The organism is Sphingobium sp. KKT206 (genome assembly GCF_055640555.1).
Window position 1 is genome coordinate 3,238,115 of sequence record NZ_CM145764.1, and the last position, 21,438, is coordinate 3,259,552.

General features: G+C 64.0%; 19 protein-coding genes and 1 tRNA gene. 17 read left to right on the forward strand and 3 right to left on the reverse strand.

Annotated elements, in window-relative coordinates:
• Window positions 1–27: 27 nt before the first annotated feature.
• Both ppc and ACZ2HM_RS15710 read right to left on the reverse strand, forming a co-directional pair.
• Window positions 28–2,730, reverse strand: a complete 2,703-nt coding sequence (ppc, locus tag ACZ2HM_RS15705) for a phosphoenolpyruvate carboxylase (protein ID WP_470425664.1) — start codon at window positions 2,728–2,730, stop codon at window positions 28–30.
• 276 nt (window positions 2,731–3,006) lie between these two features.
• Window positions 3,007–3,267 carry a type II toxin-antitoxin system ParD family antitoxin gene (locus ACZ2HM_RS15710; protein WP_470425665.1) on the reverse strand — a complete coding sequence of 87 codons (261 nt, stop codon included), beginning with the start codon at window positions 3,265–3,267 and terminating at the stop codon, window positions 3,007–3,009.
• Between the two features lie 195 nt (window positions 3,268–3,462).
• Here ACZ2HM_RS15710 and ACZ2HM_RS15715 point away from each other — a divergent pair, with 195 nt between their 5' ends.
• The 17 genes from ACZ2HM_RS15715 (at window position 3,463) to ACZ2HM_RS15795 (ending at window position 20,723) form a co-directional block, all read left to right on the forward strand.
• Window positions 3,463–4,383 carry a hypothetical protein gene (locus ACZ2HM_RS15715; protein ID WP_470425666.1) on the forward strand — a complete coding sequence of 307 codons (921 nt, stop codon included), beginning with the start codon at window positions 3,463–3,465 and terminating at the stop codon, window positions 4,381–4,383.
• Window positions 4,374–4,844, forward strand: coding sequence for a hypothetical protein (locus ACZ2HM_RS15720; RefSeq protein WP_470425667.1), 471 nt, complete (start codon window positions 4,374–4,376; stop codon window positions 4,842–4,844). The genes ACZ2HM_RS15715 and ACZ2HM_RS15720 overlap by 10 nt, the downstream gene beginning before the upstream one ends.
• A 195-nt stretch (window positions 4,845–5,039) precedes the next feature.
• Window positions 5,040–5,318, forward strand: coding sequence for a LysR family transcriptional regulator (locus ACZ2HM_RS15725; protein WP_470425668.1), 279 nt, complete (start codon window positions 5,040–5,042; stop codon window positions 5,316–5,318).
• A gap of 432 nt (window positions 5,319–5,750) precedes the next feature.
• Window positions 5,751–7,202, forward strand: coding sequence for a helicase HerA domain-containing protein (locus tag ACZ2HM_RS15730; protein WP_470425669.1), 1,452 nt, complete (start codon window positions 5,751–5,753; stop codon window positions 7,200–7,202).
• 44 nt (window positions 7,203–7,246) lie between these two features.
• Window positions 7,247–8,371, forward strand: a complete 1,125-nt coding sequence (locus tag ACZ2HM_RS15735) for an 8-amino-7-oxononanoate synthase (RefSeq protein ID WP_470425670.1) — start codon at window positions 7,247–7,249, stop codon at window positions 8,369–8,371.
• Window positions 8,368–8,997: a dethiobiotin synthase gene (gene bioD, locus ACZ2HM_RS15740; RefSeq protein WP_037476569.1), complete on the forward strand. Its 630-nt coding sequence runs from the start codon at window positions 8,368–8,370 to the stop codon at window positions 8,995–8,997. Before ACZ2HM_RS15735 ends, bioD begins: the two co-directional genes overlap by 4 nt.
• Window positions 8,998–9,099: 102 nt before the next feature.
• Window positions 9,100–11,142 carry a M13 family metallopeptidase gene (locus ACZ2HM_RS15745; protein WP_037476568.1) on the forward strand — a complete coding sequence of 681 codons (2,043 nt, stop codon included), beginning with the start codon at window positions 9,100–9,102 and terminating at the stop codon, window positions 11,140–11,142.
• A 215-nt stretch (window positions 11,143–11,357) separates the two neighbouring features.
• Entirely contained in the window at window positions 11,358–11,741 is a 384-nt protein-coding gene (locus ACZ2HM_RS15750) for a DUF4168 domain-containing protein (RefSeq protein ID WP_069065841.1), read from the forward strand.
• Window positions 11,742–11,863: 122 nt separating this feature from the next.
• Window positions 11,864–13,675, forward strand: a complete 1,812-nt coding sequence (locus ACZ2HM_RS15755; protein WP_037476565.1) for a cation:proton antiporter — start codon at window positions 11,864–11,866, stop codon at window positions 13,673–13,675.
• Window positions 13,672–14,277, forward strand: a complete 606-nt coding sequence (locus ACZ2HM_RS15760; protein ID WP_037476564.1) for an OmpA family protein — start codon at window positions 13,672–13,674, stop codon at window positions 14,275–14,277. Before ACZ2HM_RS15755 ends, ACZ2HM_RS15760 begins: the two co-directional genes overlap by 4 nt.
• A 32-nt stretch (window positions 14,278–14,309) precedes the next feature.
• Entirely contained in the window at window positions 14,310–15,599 is a 1,290-nt protein-coding gene (locus ACZ2HM_RS15765) for an adenosylmethionine--8-amino-7-oxononanoate transaminase (protein WP_470425671.1), read from the forward strand.
• Window positions 15,600–15,656: 57 nt separating this feature from the next.
• On the forward strand, window positions 15,657–15,875 hold the full coding sequence (gene infA, locus ACZ2HM_RS15770) for a translation initiation factor IF-1 (RefSeq protein WP_003049127.1): 219 nt from the start codon (window positions 15,657–15,659) through the stop codon (window positions 15,873–15,875).
• A 10-nt stretch (window positions 15,876–15,885) separates the two neighbouring features.
• A complete protein-coding gene (locus ACZ2HM_RS15775; protein ID WP_096061346.1) occupies window positions 15,886–16,458 on the forward strand; it encodes a Maf family protein in 573 nt (190 codons plus the stop codon).
• 8 nt (window positions 16,459–16,466) lie between these two features.
• Window positions 16,467–17,456 carry a ribonuclease gene (locus tag ACZ2HM_RS15780; RefSeq protein ID WP_470425672.1) on the forward strand — a complete coding sequence of 330 codons (990 nt, stop codon included), beginning with the start codon at window positions 16,467–16,469 and terminating at the stop codon, window positions 17,454–17,456.
• A complete protein-coding gene (locus ACZ2HM_RS15785) occupies window positions 17,446–17,640 on the forward strand; it encodes a DNA gyrase inhibitor YacG (protein ID WP_069065847.1) in 195 nt (64 codons plus the stop codon). The genes ACZ2HM_RS15780 and ACZ2HM_RS15785 overlap by 11 nt, the downstream gene beginning before the upstream one ends.
• Before the next feature lie 48 nt (window positions 17,641–17,688).
• Window positions 17,689–17,764 (forward strand) — tRNA-Phe (locus ACZ2HM_RS15790).
• Between the two features lie 151 nt (window positions 17,765–17,915).
• Window positions 17,916–20,723: a putative bifunctional diguanylate cyclase/phosphodiesterase gene (locus tag ACZ2HM_RS15795; protein ID WP_470425673.1), complete on the forward strand. Its 2,808-nt coding sequence runs from the start codon at window positions 17,916–17,918 to the stop codon at window positions 20,721–20,723.
• Here ACZ2HM_RS15795 and ACZ2HM_RS15800 read toward each other — a convergent pair whose 3' ends face one another.
• On the reverse strand, window positions 20,724–21,338 hold the full coding sequence (locus ACZ2HM_RS15800) for a TetR/AcrR family transcriptional regulator (RefSeq protein WP_037472133.1): 615 nt from the start codon (window positions 21,336–21,338) through the stop codon (window positions 20,724–20,726).
• Between the last annotated feature and the right edge of the window lie 100 nt (window positions 21,339–21,438).

Consider the following 21,438-nt stretch of genomic DNA (forward strand, 5'->3'; position numbering starts at 1 on the left):
CCCTGTCAATCCCGCCCACCGGCAAACTCAACCACTGTTGCGCAACGCCGTCGCGATCGCGTTGATCGACAATTCGATGCCTTCCTTGATGCGCGGATCATCCTCGCCCGCGCGGTGGCGCTTCAACAGTTCGACCTGCAGCAGGTTGAGCGGCTCGATATAGGGCAGGCGCAGCCGGATCGAGGTTTCCAGCGCCGCATTCTTTTCCAGCAGCCGCGATTGCCCCGTCGCCGCCAGCAGTCCGTCATGCGTCTGGTTCCAGCCCTCGCGTATCCGCCCGAACAATGTTTCGGCCATCCCCTGATCCTCGACCAGCGGCAGATATTGGGCGGCGATGCCCAGGTCCGACTTGGCCAAGACCATCTCCAGATTGGCGAGCGCGGATTTGAGGAAGGACCAATGCTGCGCCATGTCGGCGAGCAGCGCCTTGTCCTCGAACCCGGCGAGCGCCTGACCCACGCCATACCAGCCCGGCAGCATCACCCGCGCCTGTGCCCAACTGAACACCCAGGGAATGGCGCGCAGATCCTCGATAGCATTGCTCTTGGTGCGGCTCGCCGGACGCGATCCGATCTTGAGGCCGGAAATTTCCTGGATCGGGGTCAATTGCCGGAAAAACTCCTTGAACCCCTCCGTCCCGTACACAAGGTCGCGATAGGCGGCGAAGGCGTTTTTCGACAATTCGTCCATCGCGGCGGTAAAGCGTGCCGCGTCGCGCTCCGAAATCCCCTCCGGCTCCAGGCTGGCGAGCAGGGTCGCGCTGGTCATCGCCTCCAAATTGGTCATGGCGACATCGCGCGACCCGAATTTGGCGGCGATCATCTCGCCCTGTTCGGTGATGCGGATGCGCCCCTGCACCGTCCCGCGCGGCTGCGCCTGGATCGCGGCGAAGGCGGACCCGCCGCCACGCCCGACCGCACCACCGCGCCCATGGAACAGCTGCATCGCCGCGCCCGCATCGGCAAAGACGGGCGCCAGCGCCTGGCTCGCCTTGTACAGGCTCCAGGTCGATGTGATGTAGCCGCCATCCTTGTTGCTGTCCGAATAGCCGATCATCACTTCCTGATGCCCGCGCGCCTGCACCACGCCCGCAATTTCGGGCAGGCCGAAATAGGCCGACATGATCGCGGGCGCAGCCTCCAGATCGCCGATCGTCTCGAACAGCGGGATCGCCATGATCGCGGCCTGCGGCGGCGCGCCATACACGCCCGCCTGCCACAGCCCGGCTTCCTTCAGCAGGATATTGACCTCCAGCATGTCGGACACGCTTTCGGCCTTGGAAATGATATAATGGGTGATGCATTGCGGGCCATAGACGCGATGCGCCTCCGCCGCGGCATGGACGATCGCCAGTTCCGACGCGGTTTCCTCGCCATAAGCCGAAAAGCGCGACCCCAGCGGCCGGTTGCTCGCCAACTCCTTGCGCAGCAACGCGATGCGCGCATATTCGTCGAGCGCGGCATAGTCCGGCTCGACCCCGGCGACCTTGAGCAATTCACCCACCACCCGCTCATGCACGTCGCTATTCTGGCGCATGTCGAGCGTGGCGAGGTGGAAGCCGAACGTCTCGACCGCGCGGATCAGGCGACCCAGCGCCCCGCCGCTCGACAGCGCGCCATTGCCCTCGCTCGCCAGCCCCTGCGCCACCGTCACCAGATCGCGGCGGAAATCCTGCGGCATGGCATAGGCCTCGCCCTTGAGCGCCGACGGCCGGGCGGGCTGCGTGCCGGTCAGCGCGGTGCAGGTCGCGGCAAGCCGGGCATAGATGCCGGATATGGCCCGGCGATAGGGCTCGTCCCCCCGGCTGGGCGACGCATCGCCGCTGGCCTCGGCCAGATCCAGCACCGCCTGCGGCACATGCGCCAATTCGGTCGATAGCGAGAGTTCCGCCCCCAGCGCGTGCAACGCATCCAAATAATAAGCGATCGCCGCCTGACAGCCACGCTGCAGCGCATGGCGCAATTGCGGCGCCTGAACGAAGGGATTGCCGTCGCGGTCGCCGCCGATCCAGCTCCCCACCCGCAGGAAACTTTGCGGCCGCGCGCCCAGCACCCGCTCCCACCGCGCATAGAGCGCGGGCAGCACCGGCAGGAAGGTATCGCGGAAATAGGCCAGCACATTGTCGATCTCGTCGGCAACGAACAATTTTTCGCGGCGCAGCGGGCGGGTCTGCCACAACAGGGCGATCTGGCGGAAAATTGCCTCGTCCAGATTTTCGCCATCCTCCGTCTCGTCGCGGCCCGCATCCTTGAGCAGCATCAGGTCGGCGATGCGGTTCTTGTGATCGATCATGCTCTTGCGCCGCACCTCGGTCGGGTGGGCGGTCAGTACCGGCACGATCAGGCTGTGCGACAGCAAGTCCAGCACCGCGTCGCGGCCAATGCCATGCGACTCCAGCCGCGCCAGCACCGACGCGACATCCGCGCCCGGCTCGGCGGCGATGCCCTGCCGATCCTCGGCCAGGTTGGCGAGCATCGAAAACAGCATGAACCCACGCACGAAATTGAGCGTGTCATCCAGCGTCAGCGCATCCAGCCCGGTATCGGTCAGGTCCGCCCCCTGCACCCCACGCGCCCGATCGACCGACGCCGACCGGATATATTCGGTCTGTTTGTACAGGCTCTCCCCCCCATAAGCCCGGATCACGTCGCCCAGCAGGCGCCCCAGAAAGCGGATGTCGGGATTCTGCGTGATCGCAGGGGCGGAGGGGGAGGGGGAAAGAGTCGCCATGGGACGCGATGCTGCATTGCAACAGGGAATGGGTCAAGCGGAGGATGTAGGGGCGGGGGCAATTGGCAAAGCGAATGTCGCGCCTTGCCCTCTCCCGCCTTCGCGGGAGAGGCTACGGAGACTTGGCAGCCTGCTGCCTAGTCGCAGTCGGTGAGGGTCTTTCTCGCCGACTTCCAGGGGCGTCAGAACAGGCGATCGGCGGCACCGCCATTGTCGAGCGCAATGGTGCGCCATAGTCGTTCAAAATCATCATCCGCCTGCTGCGAGACGATGATGTCAGCCATTGTCGGATGCAGCCGCCTTCTTGCCCTTCGCGCGCGTGATGATGGCTTCCATGTCGAGCGGGCCAGCGACACCGCTGGCCTTGCCACGATCCCACGCCTCCCGCAGCGCCAGCAATTCCTCCTGGCGAAATTCGCGCCGCTCGCTCCACAACCGCATCGCATCGCGCACGACCTCGCTGGCCGAAGCATATTCGCCAGCCTCGACGGCCGCATGGATTTTCGCGGCCATCTGATCGGGTACCACGACGGTCATGCGTTCATAAGCGCCCATAGGTCGGCCTCTCGTGTCGGTATGATCTTTTCATACTATCTCACAACACGCGGCTGTTCAATCGGGAGCGCCCCGCCACGGATTGATGGGAAGATCGGCGGCTAGTCGAAGCTCATTTGGCTTGTGCTATGGCCAGTACAAGATAACCTAGACGGTACGGTGATACGGGGGCGACGAATGGCAAATAATGGCGACCTTACTGTCACGAGGCGCATTCATTTTTTCCGTGTTTCACACGCCGAGGAGTTTCTTCCGCTTTTGCCGGCCTCCTTGGCTGCGATTGAGAACCTTCCTTGGGAGGAGCAAGGCCGTTACCAGCCCGACGCAACGGACAATTCGCTCCTCAGCGTTATGCCGCATTCTCTAGAATATCCGCTACGGCTTGAATTCGGTCGTACGCGACGAGATAATCTTCCTGAGATAGAGCGCAAGGGCATCAAGAAGACGCTTTCTATCGCGGAAGACGCAGGTCTGATCGACGTTTGCCACATCGTCGTGTTTTCCGATGGCTTTGTTGCTGCGGAATTCAACCGAGATGCGCCACGTATACGTAAGCTGGGCGAATATCTCATGTTCAAGGGGCGCAACCTTCCATCGACGCCACGGTTTCAAAGATTGTTCGAACGTGATCTGGCTGATGTGATCAGGGATATGGACAATGTGAAATATCTCGAACTCGAGATTCCTCCAGATAACATCGCGCTTGTGCGGCAAGCTGACCGGAGCCTTGCGGATGCATTCGAGGCCCAGCGACAAGTCAACCAATCCAAAACACTCGGGCTCTACTTCAACGCGCGTGACCCTTCTGATGGCCGCCTAAAGAATTTAGGCCTCGCTCTCGTTCGAGCCATGCGAGACGTCGATAGTGACGACGCATATGAGACGCTCCAGATCCGCGGCACCGATCCTCACACGCGCCGACCGCGAACTCTGAACCTATTGGAAGACTTTCTTGTCGCCGAGGTCAACTTCGTTCGGTCTTCTAAGAAGGCCCGCAGTGTTGACAGCGAGGCGGCTTTCATTGCGATTGAGGATGCGTATATGCAGCGCCGGGACGCACTCCAGAAGTCACTCCGGGCCGTACTGCCATGGGATTGAGCAAGGCGTATTGGCGAGCACGTAAGATCTATAACACTGGCGGTGCCCTTAGCGTGGCAGCGATCATGTCGCTTGGCCCAGCGTGGGGCTTGCCTTTGATCTTCCGGGGCGATCACGTGGCGTTCACGAAGGGGGCAGAGTTGATGCTGTCGGTTGGGTCGTCACTGCTGGGCTTCATCATCGCTGCCGTCACCTTGATCTACGCCCTGACAGCGGACCAGCGCTTTGCCCTTCTGCGCGGCTCAAGCTCGTTCTCGGAACTTGCGGCTGCTTCTAAAGCCGCAATGTTCTGGCTGCTAATTGCTTCAATCCTAGGGGCTACTCTGCTTCTGGTGGAACCCGGCGTATTCGCCCTTGCGCCAAGAGGATTGATTTTCGCAGCTGTCTTCGTGGCCGGGGACGTTGCCATATCGACTGCCGCACTCACGTGGGTCATAAGCCGCCTGATAAGTCTGGCGTAACATATTCTCTTGAGCGGTTCAGAATAAGAGTGCCCTGCGCGGCGCGCCGGGCGTGTTCGTGAAAGACCGCTATCCTCTAACCATCTCGAAAGGTGTCAGTTTCAAACGGCGCGTTCCGTTAATAGCCGACCAAAGCCATGACCCCGCCACAAAACCCCCTTTCCTATTCGCACATCCTCTGATTTATCCTTTCCGATGGACCAGCACCCCACCCCGCCGCCGCCACCCCCGGCCAGCCGCACCCATTGGACGCCCGACAAGCAGCGGCGCTTCCTCGTTGCCCTGCTCGAAACCGGCACCGTCGCCACCGCCGCGCGCAGCGTCGGCATGTCGCCCACCAGCGCGCATCGCCTGCGTCGGCGGCTGGCGGGGACGATGTTCGACCAGAGCTGGGACTGGGCGCTGGCCCATTATGCGCAGTGCATGGCCGATCCCTTCGCGCCGGACACGCCGCCGGTCGCGCCGCTGAGGTGATGATGGGGTTTGCGAACCGGGTAACAAAATCCTCCCCTGGAAGGGGAGGGGGACCGTTCGCGAAGCGAATGGTGGAGGGGTGTCCCGCTATCGAGACGGCAACACCCCTCCGTCAGGGCTTCGCCCTGCCACCTCCCCTGCCAGGGGAGGATTGGTGTTGCTCGACACGCCAGGACCAGATTTACAAACCGCATGGTCGCCGGACGACAAGGCCCGCCCCCGCCATCCCCCTGTCGCGCCACCGTGACCCAGGCGTGACTTCACCGTGATCCAACACGAACCTCACCGGGTCTTCACAGCGCCCTCGCCTTTACTATTGGCCCGATTTTGCCGACGACGGTGTGAACTTCGCCCGATCCTCGACCGGCGCGCCACTGTCGCCGCCGCGCACCCCTCTTGCGCTCCCCCGCCCCCATGGGCCATGGGGTGGGCGTGACCGCCAGCATCAGCATAGGAACCGACAGCCACGGCAAGCCCGTGCTGGTCGACGTGGAGGAATTGCTCGCCACCCGGCTGCTCGTTCAGGGCAATTCGGGGTCGGGCAAGTCGCATCTCCTGCGCCGCCTGCTGGAGGAAAGCGCGCCGATGGTGCAGCAGGTGGTGATCGACCCGGAGGGGGATTTCGTCACGCTGGCCGACCGCTACGGCCATGTGGTGATCGACGCCGGCGACTATAATGAGCGCGAGATCGTCACGATGGCGACGCGGATTCGCGAACATCGCGCCTCGGTGGTGCTGAGCCTGGAGGCGCTGGAGATCGACGCGCAGATGAAATGCGCCGCCTCCTTCCTCAACGCCCTGTTCGATGCGCCCCGCGACCATTGGTATCCTGCTTTGGTGGTGGTGGATGAGGCGCAGATGTTCGCCCCCGCCGCCGCTGGCGACGTGTCCGACGAAGCGCGGCGGGTGTCGCTGGCGGCGATGACCAATTTGATGTGCCGGGGGCGCAAGCGCGGGTTGGCGGGCGTGATCGCGACGCAGCGGCTGGCGAAGCTCGCCAAGAATGTCGCCGCCGAAGCCTCCAACTTCCTGATGGGCCGCACCTTCCTCGACATCGACATGGCGCGCGCCGCCGACCTGCTGGGCATGGAACGGCGGCAGGCGGAGCAGATCCGCGACCTGGAGCGCGGGCGCTTCCTGGCGCTGGGTCCGGCCATCTGCCGCCGTCCGGTGTCGGTGAAGATCGGCGCGGTCCACACCAGCACGCGCGGCGGCACCCACAAGCTGATGGCACCGCCGGTGACGAGCGGCGAGGATTTTCAGGAATTGCTGTTCGCCCCCGAACCGCAGGACGCAGCGCCCATCGCTTCGCCGCGCGCCGATCCGCCGCCCCGCCCCGCCGAAGAGATCATCCGCGCGCTGGCCGATTCGCCCTCGGCCAAGCCCGCCGCGCCCGAACTGGATTTCGGCCAGAATGAGCCGGTGGTGATGGCGGTGCTGGAAGAAATCGTCGCTGATCTGGGCGATGCGGCCCCCAGCGTGTCGACTTTGTACCAGGATTTCGGCGTGCGCTGCCGGATGAAGGGGCTGCGCACCCCGCCGCTGGACCTGCCCGCCTTCCGCAAGCGCTTTGCCATGGCGCAGGCGGGGATGATGGACGCGGCCGACCCGCGCTGGGAACCGGCGATGCGCGCCGCCGACACGCTGCCCGAAGACATGCTCGCCCCCTTCCTGCTGATCGCGCGCGCCGCGATGCAGGGGCATCAATGCCCCGACGATGCCGCCCTGGCCCGCGCCTATGGCACCAGTTCGCCGGGGCGCGTTCGCCGCCTGATCGACTATATGGAAAAACTGGGCGTCATCGTCGCCCGCACCGATTTTTCGGGTAAACGCTCGATCGGCGTGCCGGGACTGGGGCTGTCGACGGCGGTGGCGGAGGGCTGAGCGGCGGCTTGCTCCCCTTTCGGGAGCGGCCTATAGCCCCGCCCATGACCGCCGAACCCTTCGCCAGACAGCTTGCCGCTTTGGACGCGCGCGGGCGGTTGCGTCGCCTGATGCCCCGGTCGGGCCATGATTTCGCGTCGAACGATTATCTCGGCCTCGCCGCCGATCCGATCATCGCCGGGGCGGTGGCGGATGCGATTGCAAGGGGCGTGCCGGTGGGGTCGGGCGGATCGCGGCTGCTGCGCGGCAATGCGCCCGAACATGAAGGGCTGGAGGCCAAGGCGGCGGATTTCTTCCGCACCCAGGCGTCGCTGTTCGTCGCCAATGGCTATGTCGGCAATCTCGCTCTGTTCGGCACGCTGCCGCAGCGCGGCGACCTGATCGTTGCGGACGAGTTGATACACGCGAGCGCGCATGACGGCATCCGCATGAGCAAGGCCGCCGCCGTCTTCGCCCGCCATAATGATGTGCAAAGCTTTGCCGACCTGATCACCGCCTTCCGCGCCGAAGGGGGCAAGGGCCGCATCTGGATCGCGGTCGAAACGCTCTATTCGATGGATGGCGACCTGGCCCCGCTCGCCGATCTCGCCAAGCTGGCGGCCAAACATCATGGCATGCTGCTGCTCGACGAAGCCCATGGCACCGGGGTCTTCGGGCCGGGTGGACGCGGGCTTTCGGCCGGGCTGGACGGGCTGCACAATGTCGTCACGCTTCACACCTGCGGCAAGGCGATGGGGGTGGAAGGCGCGCTGATCTGCGGGCCGCGCCTGCATATCGACTATCTCATCAACCGCGCCCGCGCCTTCATCTTCTCCACCGCGCCCTCGCCACTGATGGCGGTTGCGGTGTCCGCCGCGCTCGACCGGATCGAGGAAGCGAGCGACCTGCGCGATCGGTTGAAGACGTTGCGGCAGGATGCCGCCGAAGCCATCTGCGCGCCGCTCGGCCTGCCCACACCGCGCAGCCAGATCGTGCCGGTCATCCTGGGCACGGATGCGCGCACCATGGCGGCGGCGGCGGCCTTGCAGGACGCTGGGTTCGACGTGCGCGGCATCCGCCCGCCAACCGTGCCGCCGGGCACCAGCCGCCTGCGCCTATCGCTGACTCTCAATGTCGGCCGCGCCGACATCGCCGCGCTCGGCCGTGAATTGCAAAGGATCGTGGGATGAGCGTCCTTATCGTCACCGGCACTGATACGGGCATCGGCAAGACGGTCTTTGCCGCTGGCCTCGCCGCTGCGTTGGGCGCGCATTATTGGAAGCCGATCCAGGCCGGGGTCGACCCCGATGGCGACAAGGAAGAGGTCGCCCGCCTGTCCGGCCTGCCCGCCACGCATATTCTGCCTGAAGCCTATCGGCTGGCGACGCCCGCCTCGCCGCATCTTGCCGCGCGGATCGACGGGGTGACGATCGCGTTGGACCGGCTGGCGCTGCCGCAGGTCGATGGGCCGCTGGTGGTCGAGGGCGCGGGCGGCGTACTCGTGCCGATCAGCGAGACATTGCTGATGGCCGACCTGTTCGCCCATTGGGGCCAGCCCGTCATCCTGTGCGCGCGCACCGCGCTCGGCACGATCAACCATAGCCTGCTCAGCGTCGAGGCGCTGCGGGCGCGCGGCGTGCCGATCGCGGGCATCGCCTTCATCGGTGAGGCGCATGCGGAAAATGAGCGGATCATCCCGCTGCTGGCGGGTGTGCCCAGCCTTGGCCGCCTGCCGCTGCTTGATCCGCTGAGCCCGGCTGCGCTGGCGCAAGCGTTCGCGGCGCACATACGGCTTTCCGATCCTTTCAACGGCTGATAATATTCGACCAACGACATGGACAGGCTTGTTGGACAGGCGTTCAAGTCCCCGTCATGCCGGGCGCGTCCGATGCGCCCACTTCAAGCAAGGGATGCTTTGATGAAACACCTCTTTCTGGGCGCTGCCGCCTCCGCACTGGCCCTGACCGCTGGTATCGCCCATGCGCAACAGCCCGCCACAACCGCTCCGGCTTCGGCCCCGGCCAAGCCCACTTATGGCAGCTATGGCTTCGACGCGGCCGGCATGGACCTGTCGGTGAAGCCCGGCGATGATTTCTACGACTATGCGAACGGCACTTGGGCGAAAAACACGCCGATCCCGGCCGACAAGTCCAACTATGGCGCGTTCAATACGCTCGACGAATTGTCGCGCACCCGCACCCGCGCGATCCTGGACGCGGCGAAGGATGATCCGGCGAGCAAGATCGGTGCGGCCTATGCCAGCTATCTCGACACCGCTGCGGTCGAAGCCAAGGGGCTGGCCCCGATCAAGCCTTGGATGGCCGAAATCAAGGGCGTGAAGGACAAGGCGGGCTATGCGACGCTCGCCGCCAAGGCTGCCCGCGCCGGGATCAGCGGCCCGTTCCGATTCTATGTCGGGCAGGACGATAAAGACCCCGAAACCTATATTCTGTCGATGAGCCAGGGTGGGCTGGGCCTGCCCGATCGCGACTATTATCTGGATGAAAAGCCGGAAATGGCAAAGATCCGCGCCGCCTATGTCGCGCATCTGGAGACGATGCTGACGCTGGCGGGTGAAACAGACGCCAAGGCGCGCGCCGCCGCCTTGATGGCGTTCGAGACGGAAGTGGCCAAGGTCCACTGGACCCAGATCGACAGCCGCGACGCGGACAAGACCTATAATAAGCTGACGCTGGCCGCCCTGCAAAAGGCCGCGCCAGGCTTCGACTTCGCCGCCTATTTCAAGGCGAATGGCCTGACGCCGACCGACCTGCTCGTCGCCCAACCCTCCGCCATCACCGGCGAGGCGGCGCTGATCGCCAAGACGCCGATCGCCGTGCTGAAGGACGCGCTGTTGCTGCGCAGCCTGCATGCTTATGCCGACAAACTGCCCGACAACATCGCCAATGCCGACTTCGCCTTTTACGGCACCACCCTGTCAGGTACGCCAGAGCGTGAGGCGCGGTGGAAGCGGGGCGTCGATTTCCTCAAGGATTCACTCGGCGAAGAGGTCGGCAAAGTCTATGTCGCGCAATATTTCCCGCCCGAAACCAAGGCGGCGATGGATGTGCTGGTCAAGAATGTGATCGCCGCCATGGGACGTCGCATCGACGGCCTGCCGTGGATGAGCGACACCGCCAAGGCGCGTGCGCACAAGAAGCTGGCGGCCTTCACCCCCAAGATCGGCTATCCCGACAAATGGCGCGACTATGATGGCCTCGCCATCCAGCGCGACGATCTGCTGGGCAATGCGATGCGCGCCAATCAGTTCGATTTCGACTATAATATCGGGAAGCTGGGCAAGCCCATCTATCGTTGGGAATGGGGCATGACGCCGATGGAGATCAACGCCTATGCCAATTTCGGCATGGTCGAGATCGTGTTCCCCGCCGCGATCCTGCAACCGCCCTTCTTTGATCCCAACGCCGACCCGGCGGTCAATTATGGCGGTATCGGCGCGGTGATCGGCCATGAACTGAGCCATCATTTCGACGATCAGGGCGCGAAATATGACGAGACCGGCAAGCTCAACCAATGGTGGACCGACGCCGATGTCGCCAATTTCAAGGCGCTGACCGACAAGCTGGTCACCCAATATGACGCCTATGAGCCGTTCCCCGGCGCGCATGTGAAGGGGGCGTTCACGCTGGGCGAGAATATCGGCGATCTGGGTGGTCTGGCGGTCGCGCTCGATGCCTATCATGCCTCGTTGGGCGGCAAGCCCGCGCCGGTGATCGACGGCATGACCGGCGACCAGCGCTTCTTCCTGGGCTGGGCGCAGGTGTGGCGGCGCAATTATCGCGAGGCCAATCTGCGCCAGCGGCTGGTCACCGATCCGCACGCGCCGTCGCAATATCGCGCCGATATCGTGCGCAATTTCGATAGCTGGTATGAGGCGTTCAAGCCTGCGCCGGGTGGCAAGCTCTATCTGGAGCCCATGGAGCGCGTCAAAATCTGGTGATGACGAGCGTGCGCCGACCCCGGTTTTCGGAGTCGGCGCAAACTTGTTGCAAGGTCGCAACGATAGTGGCGGCTGACGGCCCGTTGTTCAAAAAGGACGAACTGTCGGGAACCCGAACGTCGTCCGCCTTATGCCACGGCTCGACGGAACGGGCCTTCCCATGCCGATGCGTTGTCCACAGTTTCTGACGGGTTATCAGTTCAAGGAGACGCATTGTGAAGAGCCTCACCCTTTCCCACGCCCTCAAGGCTGGCCTCGCATCGGCCGCTCTTTTCGCGGTTGCCCCGCTCGCGGCGCAGACCACGCAGCCTGCCCCTGCGGCACCAGCTTCCCCGGCAGCACCCGCCGCCGGAGCCAGCAATTTTAGCGACAGCGACATCCAGCAATTTGCCGCTGCTGCCACCGAAGTGACGAAGATCCAGGCGGATGCGTCGATCCCGGCCGCCGAGAAGCAGCCCAAGATGCTCGCCGCGTTGCAGGCGTCGGGCCTGCCGCCTGAAAAGTTCAACCAGATCGGTCAAGCTGCCGCCACCGACCCCGCGCTTCAGCAGCGCATTCAGGCCGCCGCGCCGGCTGCCCCGGCGCAGCCGCAGCCCTGATGAAAGACGGATGGGCCGGTCCTCGATCGGCCCATTTTTCGTCCCGCCGCCCGGTGGTTCCCCGACCGGTTAAAAATATCAGGGGGTGACGGCGGCCGCGCTGTCTGTCTATCGTGCCCGCCATGCAGCAACTGGCCCTTTCCATCGCGCTGATCGGCATATTGGGGATCGGCGCGCAGTGGATCGCATGGCGCACCGGCTGGCCCGCCATTGCGCTGATGCTGGCGGCGGGCGTCATCGGCGGCCCCGTTCTCCACATCATCAACCCCGAACATGTGTTCGGCGAGCTGCTCGAACCCATGGTGTCGATCGCGGTCGCGCTGATCCTGTTCGAAGGTGGCCTCAGCCTCAACTTCCGCGAATTGCGCAAGACCGACGGCGCGGTGATCCGCCTCGTCCTGCTCGGCGCGCCGATCGGCTGGGTATTGGGCGCTATCGCCTGCTATTACGTCGCGGGGCTGGTCTGGCCGGTCGCGATCCTGTTTGCGGGGATATTGGTGGTGACGGGGCCGACCGTGGTGCTGCCTTTGCTGCGTCAGTCCAACGTCGCGGCGCGGCCGCGCGCCATCCTGAAATGGGAAGCGATCGTCAATGATCCGGTCGGGGCGCTGCTTGGCGTCGTGACCTATGAATATCTGCGTCGGGCGGGCGAGGGCGGGACGCTGGCGTCGGTCATCTTGTCGCTGCTGGGTGCTGCGGTCATCGCAGGCCTGATCGGCTGGCTTGCCGCCCGTGCGATCGGCTGGGCCTTTCCGCGCGGTCATGTGCCCGAATATCTCAAGGCACCGATATTGCTGGTCGCGGTAATCGGTGTCTTTGTCGGATCGAACATGATCCAGCAGGAAACCGGATTGCTGGCGGTCACCGTCATGGGTGTGGCGCTTGCCAATATGCGTTTCGATTCGCTGCGCGACATTCAGCCATTCAAGGAGAATGTCACCGTCCTGCTGATCTCAGGCGTGTTCGTGATCCTCTCCGCCTCGCTCAACCTTGAAGTTTTGCGCCAGTTCGAATGGCGCTTCATCGGTTTCCTGCTGGCGCTGCTGTTCCTGGTACGGCCAGCCACGGTCCTTCTCAGCCTTGCCTTCTCCCCCGTTCCCTGGAACGAGCGGCTGCTGGTCGCGTGGATCGCGCCGCGCGGCATCGTCGCCGTGGCCATTTCCGGCCTGTTCGCGCTGCGGCTCGACCGGCTCGGCTATGGCGACGGTTCGATCCTGGTCACCCTGTCCTTTGCCGTCGTCATTGCGACGATCCTTTTCCACGGTTTTTCGATCAAGGCGGTCGCGCGGCTGCTCAAGGTGACCGGCGCATCGGAACAGGGGCTATTGATCGTCGGTGCGACGCCTTTCAGTCTGGGGTTGGCCGATCAGTTGCGCCAGATCGACATACCCGTGACGATCGCCGACAATAGCTGGCAGCGGCTGGCCCCGGCCCGGCACAAGGGCATTCCCACCTATCATGGCGAAATCTTGTCCGAAGCCACCGAGGAACGGCTGGACCTCACCCAGTTTCAGGTGCTGGCCGCCGCGACTGGCAACGAGGCCTATAACGCGCTCGTCTGCAACGAATTCGCGCCGGAGATCGGGCGCGATAATGTCTATCAGCTGGGCGACGCCAGCGATGATGACGACCCACGCACCTTGCCCGAATCGCTGCGCGGCCGGACGCTCTTCACGTCGGGCCATGGCGTGGAGGATATTGTGGAACGCGAGGAGCAAGGCTGGACCTTCCGCAAGACGAAGATCAGCGAACATTTCGATTATGAAGCGGCCCGCGCCGCCTTGCCGCCGGAGGGCGACATGCTCTTGCTGGTGCGCCGGACCGGGGCGCTGCGTTTCTTCTCCCATGCGTCGCGTCCCACGCCCCAGCCCGGCGACACCATCCTGTCCTATGTGCCGCCCGCCCCGATCCGATCGAAAGGAAAGGAAGAATGACCAAATTGGCCCCAACCGCGCTGCTCCTGTGCGCGAGCCTGGCTGCGTGTCAGCCGCCCGCTGGGCAGGAGGCTGCCAATAACGTGATCGCCGACAATGGCGTGGCGGACAATGGCGCGGACAATATGGTCGAGCCGCAACGCTCCATCCTGCGCCCCGAAGTCGTGCCCACGGTGGAAGAACCCAAGATCGAGCCGGAAGAATTGCTGATCGGCTTCGGTGCCCTGTCGCTCCAGTTGGACGATGGGGCGAAGGCCGCTCTGGACGCGCTGATGACGACCCCAGCAATGCAGGCGGGCGGGACTGTCGCGCTGCGTGGGCATAGCGATTCGCTGGGCACCGATGGCGATAATCGTGTTGCTTCCCGCCGTCGCGCCGAGCGGGTGCGCGATTATCTGCTCGAAAAGGGCGTGGTGGCCGAGCGCATCACGCTGGTCGCTCTGGGGGAAACCCGGCCGATCGCGCCCAATGCCAAGGAGGATGGTAGCGACGATCCCGAAGGCCGGGCGAAGAATCGCCGGGTCGAGGTGCGCGTCACGCCGCCGCCGGTTGTCATCCCGCCCGCCGTGCCGGTGGATGCGCCGGACGCGGAGAAGCCATAGCCTTGCAGGCGGCTCTCGCCTAAAGACATGCGATGACTTCTCCTGTCTGGCACCCCTTCACCCAGCATGGCCTGAACGAGCCGATCCCCCAGGTCGTGCGCGCCGAGGGTGCGCTGTTGCATCTGGCCGATGGCAGCATGTTGATCGACGCGATTTCGAGCTGGTGGGTGACGACCCATGGCCATTGCCACCCGCGCATTGCCGCCGCCATTGCGGCGCAGGCGGGGCAGCTCGATCAGCTTATCTTCGCGGGCTACACCCATGCGCCCGCCGAGGAAGTAGCGCGTGGCCTGATCGATCTGGCGCCGCACGCGCCCGATCAGCCCCGTCTCGCGCATGTCTTCTATTCCGACAGCGGCTCCACCGCGGTCGAGGTGGCGCTGAAAATGGCGCTCGGCTATTGGCACAACCGGGCGCTGAACGGACTGGGCGAGGCGCGCAGCCGTATATTGGTGCTGGACCACAGCTATCATGGCGATACGATCGGCACGATGTCGATCGGCGAGCGGGGCGTCTATAATGCTGCCTGGACGCCGTTGCTGTTCGATGTCGGGACGATTCCGTTCCCGGCACCGGGCCAGGAGCAGGTCTGCCTCGATGCGCTTGATGCCGCTTGCCGCGAAAAGCCCGCCGCCTTCATCGTCGAGCCGTTGATCCTGGGCGCAGGCGGTATGCTGGTCTACCCGCCCTCGATCCTGCGCGAGATGGCGGCGATCTGCCGCCGCCACGATGTATTGTTCATCGCCGATGAAGTGATGACTGGCTGGGGCCGCACCGGCACGCTGTTCGCTTGCGAACAGGCAGGGGTCGTGCCCGACATCATGGCGGTGGCGAAGGGCATTACCGGCGGCGCGATCCCGCTGGCGGCGACGCTGGCGACCGCGCCGATCTTCGAGGCGCATCGCTCGACCGACAGGGCGCGGCTTTTCTACCATTCGTCCAGCTATACCGCGAACGCCATCGCCTGCGCGGCGGCGGTCGCCAATCTCGCCGTCTGGCGCGAGGAGGATGTGCTGAGCCGGATCGCCGCGCTGGCTGATGGCATCGCGACGCGGCTGGCAGAACTGGCGCAGCATTCCGCCTTCGCCAATCCGCGGCAACTGGGGGCAATCGCGGCGATCGATCTGATCGCGCCGGATGCGGGCTATCTGTCGGACCTCGCACCCCGGCTCCGGGCCTTCTTCCTAGAGCGGGGCATATTGCTGCGGCCCTTGGGCAACAGCATCTACCTCATGCCGCCCTATTGCCTGGATGAAACCCAGCTCGATCACATCTTCGCAGCGCTCATCGCGGCAGGGGATCGGTTCGGCGTGAAAGCGTGACTTCCATTTTGCGCAGTTTGGCGCTATGGCGGCGCGATTTTGCGAATTTGGGATATTATGGCGAAAGAAGAACTGCTTGAAATGCGCGGACAGGTTGTGGAGCTTCTCCCCAACGCCATGTTCCGTGTCCGGCTTGAAAATGACCACGAAATTCTCGGCCACACCGCTGGCAAGATGCGCAAGAATCGCATCCGCGTGCTGGTGGGTGACGAAGTGCTTGTCGAGCTGACCCCTTACGACCTGACCAAGGGTCGGATCACGTACCGTTTCAAATAAGTCGTATCTGATGCGACTCATATTGGCTTCGGCATCCCCCCGGCGGCTCGCGCTGCTGGGGCAAATCGGCGTTGTCCCGGACGCGGTCGATCCCGCCGACTTGGACGAAACGCCCCGCAAAGCCGAACTGCCCGCGCTCTATGCCGCGCGGATCGCTGCTGAAAAGGCGGTGGTGGTGGCGGCACGCCATGACGGCGCGCTGGTTCTGTCGGGCGATACGGTGGTGGCTGCTGGACGGCGCATCTTGCCCAAGGCGGAAAGCGAGGCGGAGGCGCGCGCTTGCCTGACGCTGCTGTCGGGCCGTCGCCATCGCGTGCTGAGCGCCATCACGCTGATCGACGGCGCGGGCGTCGCACGGCATCGGCTGTCGACCAATATCGTGACGTTCAAGCGGCTGGAGGCGGCGGAGATCGACCGCTATATTGCCAGCGACGAATGGCGCGGCAAGGCGGGTGGCTATGCCATCCAAGGCAAAGCCGCCGGGCTGATCCGCGCGATTCAGGGCAGCCATAGCGCAATCATGGGTCTGCCGCTTTACGAAACCCGCACGCTGCTCAAGGCAGCGGGCCATCCCCTCGATTAGGAACCGACATGGCCGAGTGGCTTTATGAAGAAGGCATTGGCGAGGCCCGTGCCGCGCTGATCGAAAAGGGCAAGCTGGTCGAGGCGCTGATCGAGCGCGAGGGCGATGCCGCGCGCGCCGGTGCGGTGATGCAGGGCAAACTCATCACCACGGTCATTCCCAAGAAGCGCGGCATTGTCCGCCTGATCAGCGGCGAGGAAGTGCTGATCGAACCGATCCCGCCCCGGCTGGCGGAAGGCGCGAACCTGCTGGTCGAAATCCTGCGCGAAGCCATCCCCGAAGAAGGCCGCCCCAAGCGCGCCAAGGGCCGCAGCACCCAGCCGGGTATGAAGGCGCAGGCTGGCCCCACCTTGCTCCAGCGCATCCGCGCCACCGGCGTCCCTGTTGTCCCCTGCCCCGCGCATGAGGAAGACCGGCTGGAAGCCCATGGCTGGAGCGAGCTGATGGAAGAAGCGATCAGCGGCGAAGTCGGCACCGAAGCCGCGGCGCTGCGCCTCTATCTAACGCCTGCCATGTTGTTGATCGACATTGACGGGTCGCTGCCGCCGGCGCAGCTGGGGCCAAAGGGCGCGAAGCTGGCGGCGCAAACAGTGCGGCGCATGGGCCTGAGCGGATCGATCGGCATCGACCTGCCGACGATGAACAACAAGGACGAGCGGATCATCGCCGCCGCCCAGATCGACAAATATCTGCCGCTCCCCTTCGAGCGCACGGCGGTCAACGGCTTCGGCTTCGTTCAGATCATCCGCCGCCGCGAGCGCGCGAACCTGATGGAGCTGTTGCGCGAAGATCCGGTGGCGACCGCTGCACTGGCGCTGCTGCGCCGCGCCGAACGGCATGGCCAGGGTGGTCCCGCGACGCTGGTCGCCGCGCCCGCCATCATCGACTATCTGCACAAGCGGCCCAACTGGATCGAACAGCTTGCCAAGCGTCGCGGCGGTGCGATCAGCATGCAGGCCGATGCCACCCTCGCGATCGCGGGTGGCCATGTCGCCTAAAGCCGCCGCCTGTCCGGTCTGCAAAAAGCCCGCCAGCGCGGACACGCGCCCCTTTTGCAGCGCCGCCTGTCGCGACCGCGACCTGCTGCAATGGCTTGGCGAAGGTTATCGCGTCGCCGGGCCACCCGCCGAGGATGACACGCAAAAAATCGGCGATTATGGGCTAGACAGCGAACAGGATTGACGCCTATAGGCACGCCTCCATCGGGCGGAACACTCCGCAGTTGGCTGTGCCTGGATAGCTCAGTTGGTAGAGCAAGCGATTGAAAATCGCTGTGTCGGCGGTTCGAATCCGTCTCCGGGCACCATTTTTACGCTCCCCCCAATAAATATGATCAGATAGCGGGACGCTCACGCGCATCGACCATGCGTCCTGCATGAACGTTCGATATTGCTGGCTCTATGCGTTTGTTAACAGGTTGCTCCTATATATAACGAGGGAGAGCTTGGTGCGCATATATGGTATTTGCTCGGTTCAGACGGATTGCCGAAAAATCGCAGGTGGCGTTGCACGAGCAGTATAAGGCGCTGACGGGGCAGATTCCCCTGATGTACGCCTTGATGTTCATCAACGTCTTTTGCCTGGCGATGGTGACCTATGGCGATGTGCCGGTCTGGCTGAGCCTCAGCGTTCCGGCCACCCTGTCCGTCATTATCGTCGTCCGGGGTTTCCTGTGGATGGCGCGCAAGAGGAGCGTGCCCTCCCCAAGCAAGATGCGGCGGCATCTTGCCGGGACCATCGTCATGTCGGCGGTCCTGAGCGCCGCGTTCGGGGCGTGGGGGTTGTTCCTGCTCAATGAAGTGGCGACCGACCGGATCACATCGGTTGCGCTCTATGTGTTCGTTGGCTCGATCAGCTGTTGTTATTGCTTGCAATCCTTGCCCGTGGCCGGCCGATTTGTCCTGCTGTTCGGTGCGGCGCCGGTCACTTTGTGCCTGCTGACATCGTCCGACGTCTACCTTATTGGGATCGGTGTCACTTTCCTCATCATCGCCGCCGTTATCGTGCGCACCCTCGCGACCAGCCAGTCGGCGTTCAGCAAGCTTTTGATCTCGCGGTCCGAAATGAGCGCGCTGGTCGCCGCGCTTCGGCAGAGTGAAGACCATTATCGCTATTCGGTCGACCTCAATCCGCAAATGCCGTGGATCAGCGACGCTGCCGGCGCCATCCTCGAACTCAGTCCCAAATGGGAGGCGGTGACCGGCATGCCGACGGCGGATGCCTTGGGCAGCGGGTGGACGGGCGCTGTCCATCCCGCCGATCTTCCCCCGGTTCTCGACCTGTGGCACCGAACGACGAGCGCACCCGATGCCTCGGCGGTGGATGTGCGCTATCGTTTGCGCGACCGCAGTGGCGTGTATCGCTGGCATCGCGCCCGCGCGCAGCCGCGTCGCGGTGAAGATGGCACCATCCTGAAATGGTATGGCACGCTGGAGGATATCGATGATCAGGTCAAAGCGGAAAATGCGCTGAGAGAAAGCGAAGAGCGGTATCGCCTCGCGTCGCGGGCGACCAACGACATCATCTGGGACTGCTCACTTGAACAGGATCGGATCGATTGGAGCGAGGCCGCTTTCGATGTTCTGGGCTATGCCGAAACCCGCACGGGCACGTCCCGGTCATGGTGGGTCGACCATATCCATGCAGACGATCAAAAGCGCGTGGTCGATAATCTCGCCAGCCTGGAGGACGTGCATTTCAACCAATGGGTCGAACAATTCCGATTTCGCGCAGCCGATGGGCGCTATCTCAACCTCGTCGCGCGGGGCTATGTCGTGCGCAACAAGGATGGCAAGCCGATCCGTCTGCTGGGCTCTCTGCATGATGTCACCGCGCAGTTGCAATATGAGGCCAAGCTCAAATGGTCGGCGTCGCATGATGCCCTGACCGGACTGCCCAATCGCGCGATGTTCGCCGAGCGCTTGGACGAGGCGCTGGACGACGCGCGCCGACAGGGGCAATGCGTCGGCCTGATCGTGCTGGATGTCGACCGGTTCAAGACCATCAACGACACGCTGGGCCATCATGCGGGTGATGCGGTGCTGCATGACGTGGCGGCCAAACTGAGCAAGCGTTTACCGGTCGGCGCGACTTTGGCGCGTCTGGGTGGGGACGAGTTCGCGATTATCCTGCCGGGACTGACCCCGGAACAGGCACGACAGGAAACCGTCGACACTATCATGGGCAGCCTGACCGGTTCCCTGTTGCATGATGGACGCCATATCGATGTCAGCCTGAGCGCGGGTGGCGCGCTGGCGTTTCGGGATGGGTTGGACGCCGAAGAACTGCATAAATGCGCGGACCTGGCCCTCTATGCCGCCAAGAGCGAGGGACCAGGTCAGATACGGGGCTTCACGCCCGCCATGCGCGAAGCGGTGGACATGGAAAAGGCGATGTTGACCAAGGCGCGGGCGGCCCTGACCAACGACCATATCATCCCCTTTTACCAGCCGAAGGTGAACCTGCGTACCGGGGCGCTGGAGGGTTTCGAAGCCTTGCTGCGCATTCATGATCAACAGCAGGGGCTTCAGCCGCCCGGCGCAATCCGCGCGGCGTTCGAAGACGCGGATCTGGCCGTCCGGCTGACCGATCGGATGCTCGATTGCATCATGGCGGATATGGTCGCCTGGCGCGACCAGGGCCTCGCCTTTGGGCGGATCGCGTTCAACGGCGCACCGGGCGACTTCCGCCGGGGTGATTTCGTCGATCGCATCCTGGGGCGGATGCACAAGCTGGGGCTGCCCGCCAGCCTGCTGGAACTGGAGGTCACGGAAACCGTGTTCGTGGGGCAATTGTCCGATCGGGTCCATAATTGCCTGGAGACATTGGCCGCGGCGGGCGTGACGATTGCCCTGGATGATTTCGGTACGGGCTATGCGTCGCTGACGCACCTGCAACAATTTCCGGTTCACACGATCAAGATCGACCGGTCTTTCGTGTCGCGCCTCAATGCCGCGGAAACGGGTGATGCCGCTATTGTCGGGGCGGTCATCGACCTGGCGAAAAATCTGGGCATAACGACGGTCGCCGAAGGCATAGAGACGGCTGCACAAGCGGCGCATCTGATGGTCAAGGGGTGCGATGTCGGTCAGGGCTTCCTGTTCGGGCGCCCCATGGCACGATCGCAAATCGCGCCTATCCTGGCGAAGTGGGATGCGCCCGGCATGATCGGTCTGTGCGCCGGGTCGGACTGGGCGGACATGCTGCGGTCCAGCATGGGGATGCATAATAGCGGGCCGCTCTCCTTCTCGGAATCGGGGCGATGATCAGGCTTTCGTGCCGATGCCGCGTTCCACCAATGCATTGGCGATGGCGGCGACCTCCTCAGCCGGGCGGCTGTCGTCCCAAACGCCAAAGCGCAGGCCCAGAAACACGTTCATGCCCATGATCGCCCAGGCATGGACTTCCTCAACATCGGCGCGGATATCGCCGCGCGCCGCCGCCTTGGTGAGGCGGGTCGTCATGCGGGATGCGGTATTTTCATAATGGGCGCGGTAGGCGGACTGGTCGACGAACTCCGCTTCGTCGATGATGCGATAGATTTCCTTATGTTCGCGCGCAAACTCCAGGAAGCTGAGTAGGCCTATCCGCTCGGCGTCGATCCCGTCGCGGGCGTCGGCGATGCGCGGGGACACATAATCGCGCACCTGGCCCGACATGTCGGCGACGAGCGCGCGGAAGATATCATCCTTGCTATCGAAATAGGTGTAGAAACTGCCCAGCGCACAGCCCGCGCGGCGGGTGATGCCGCTAATCGAGCCGTCGTGAAAGCCCTTTTCGCCAAATTCAGCCGCCGCCGCCGCCAGCAATGCGCGGCGAGTTCGCTCACCCCTGGCGGTGCGCGGCGTTTTGTCGTCCTTGGCAGCGGCGTCTTCGGCCATGTCCACTCCTTGCGAAAATCTGTGCTCTTTTTGCCGCACTGAACCGGCCTTGTCTCCGCCTCTCTATTTCAAGTTGAAAGATGGTTCAACTTTCATTATC

Excerpts from the sequence above, each read along its gene's own strand:
- ppc (WP_470425664.1), bottom strand. The coding sequence starts at position 2,730 with ATGGCGACTCTTTCCCCCTCCCCCTCCGCCCCTGCGATCACGCAGAAT.
- ACZ2HM_RS15710 (WP_470425665.1), bottom strand. The coding sequence starts at position 3,267 with ATGACCGTCGTGGTACCCGATCAGATGGCCGCGAAAATCCATGCGGCC.
- ACZ2HM_RS15715 (WP_470425666.1), top strand. The coding sequence starts at position 3,463 with ATGGCAAATAATGGCGACCTTACTGTCACGAGGCGCATTCATTTTTTC.
- ACZ2HM_RS15720 (WP_470425667.1), top strand. The coding sequence starts at position 4,374 with ATGGGATTGAGCAAGGCGTATTGGCGAGCACGTAAGATCTATAACACT.
- ACZ2HM_RS15725 (WP_470425668.1), top strand. The coding sequence starts at position 5,040 with ATGGACCAGCACCCCACCCCGCCGCCGCCACCCCCGGCCAGCCGCACC.
- ACZ2HM_RS15735 (WP_470425670.1), top strand. The coding sequence starts at position 7,247 with ATGACCGCCGAACCCTTCGCCAGACAGCTTGCCGCTTTGGACGCGCGC.
- bioD (WP_037476569.1), top strand. The coding sequence starts at position 8,368 with ATGAGCGTCCTTATCGTCACCGGCACTGATACGGGCATCGGCAAGACG.
- ACZ2HM_RS15745 (WP_037476568.1), top strand. The coding sequence starts at position 9,100 with ATGAAACACCTCTTTCTGGGCGCTGCCGCCTCCGCACTGGCCCTGACC.
- ACZ2HM_RS15755 (WP_037476565.1), top strand. The coding sequence starts at position 11,864 with ATGCAGCAACTGGCCCTTTCCATCGCGCTGATCGGCATATTGGGGATC.
- ACZ2HM_RS15760 (WP_037476564.1), top strand. The coding sequence starts at position 13,672 with ATGACCAAATTGGCCCCAACCGCGCTGCTCCTGTGCGCGAGCCTGGCT.
- ACZ2HM_RS15765 (WP_470425671.1), top strand. The coding sequence starts at position 14,310 with ATGACTTCTCCTGTCTGGCACCCCTTCACCCAGCATGGCCTGAACGAG.
- infA (WP_003049127.1), top strand. The coding sequence starts at position 15,657 with ATGGCGAAAGAAGAACTGCTTGAAATGCGCGGACAGGTTGTGGAGCTT.
- ACZ2HM_RS15775 (WP_096061346.1), top strand. The coding sequence starts at position 15,886 with ATGCGACTCATATTGGCTTCGGCATCCCCCCGGCGGCTCGCGCTGCTG.
- ACZ2HM_RS15780 (WP_470425672.1), top strand. The coding sequence starts at position 16,467 with ATGGCCGAGTGGCTTTATGAAGAAGGCATTGGCGAGGCCCGTGCCGCG.
- ACZ2HM_RS15785 (WP_069065847.1), top strand. The coding sequence starts at position 17,446 with ATGTCGCCTAAAGCCGCCGCCTGTCCGGTCTGCAAAAAGCCCGCCAGC.
- ACZ2HM_RS15795 (WP_470425673.1), top strand. The coding sequence starts at position 17,916 with ATGGTATTTGCTCGGTTCAGACGGATTGCCGAAAAATCGCAGGTGGCG.
- ACZ2HM_RS15800 (WP_037472133.1), bottom strand. The coding sequence starts at position 21,338 with ATGGCCGAAGACGCCGCTGCCAAGGACGACAAAACGCCGCGCACCGCC.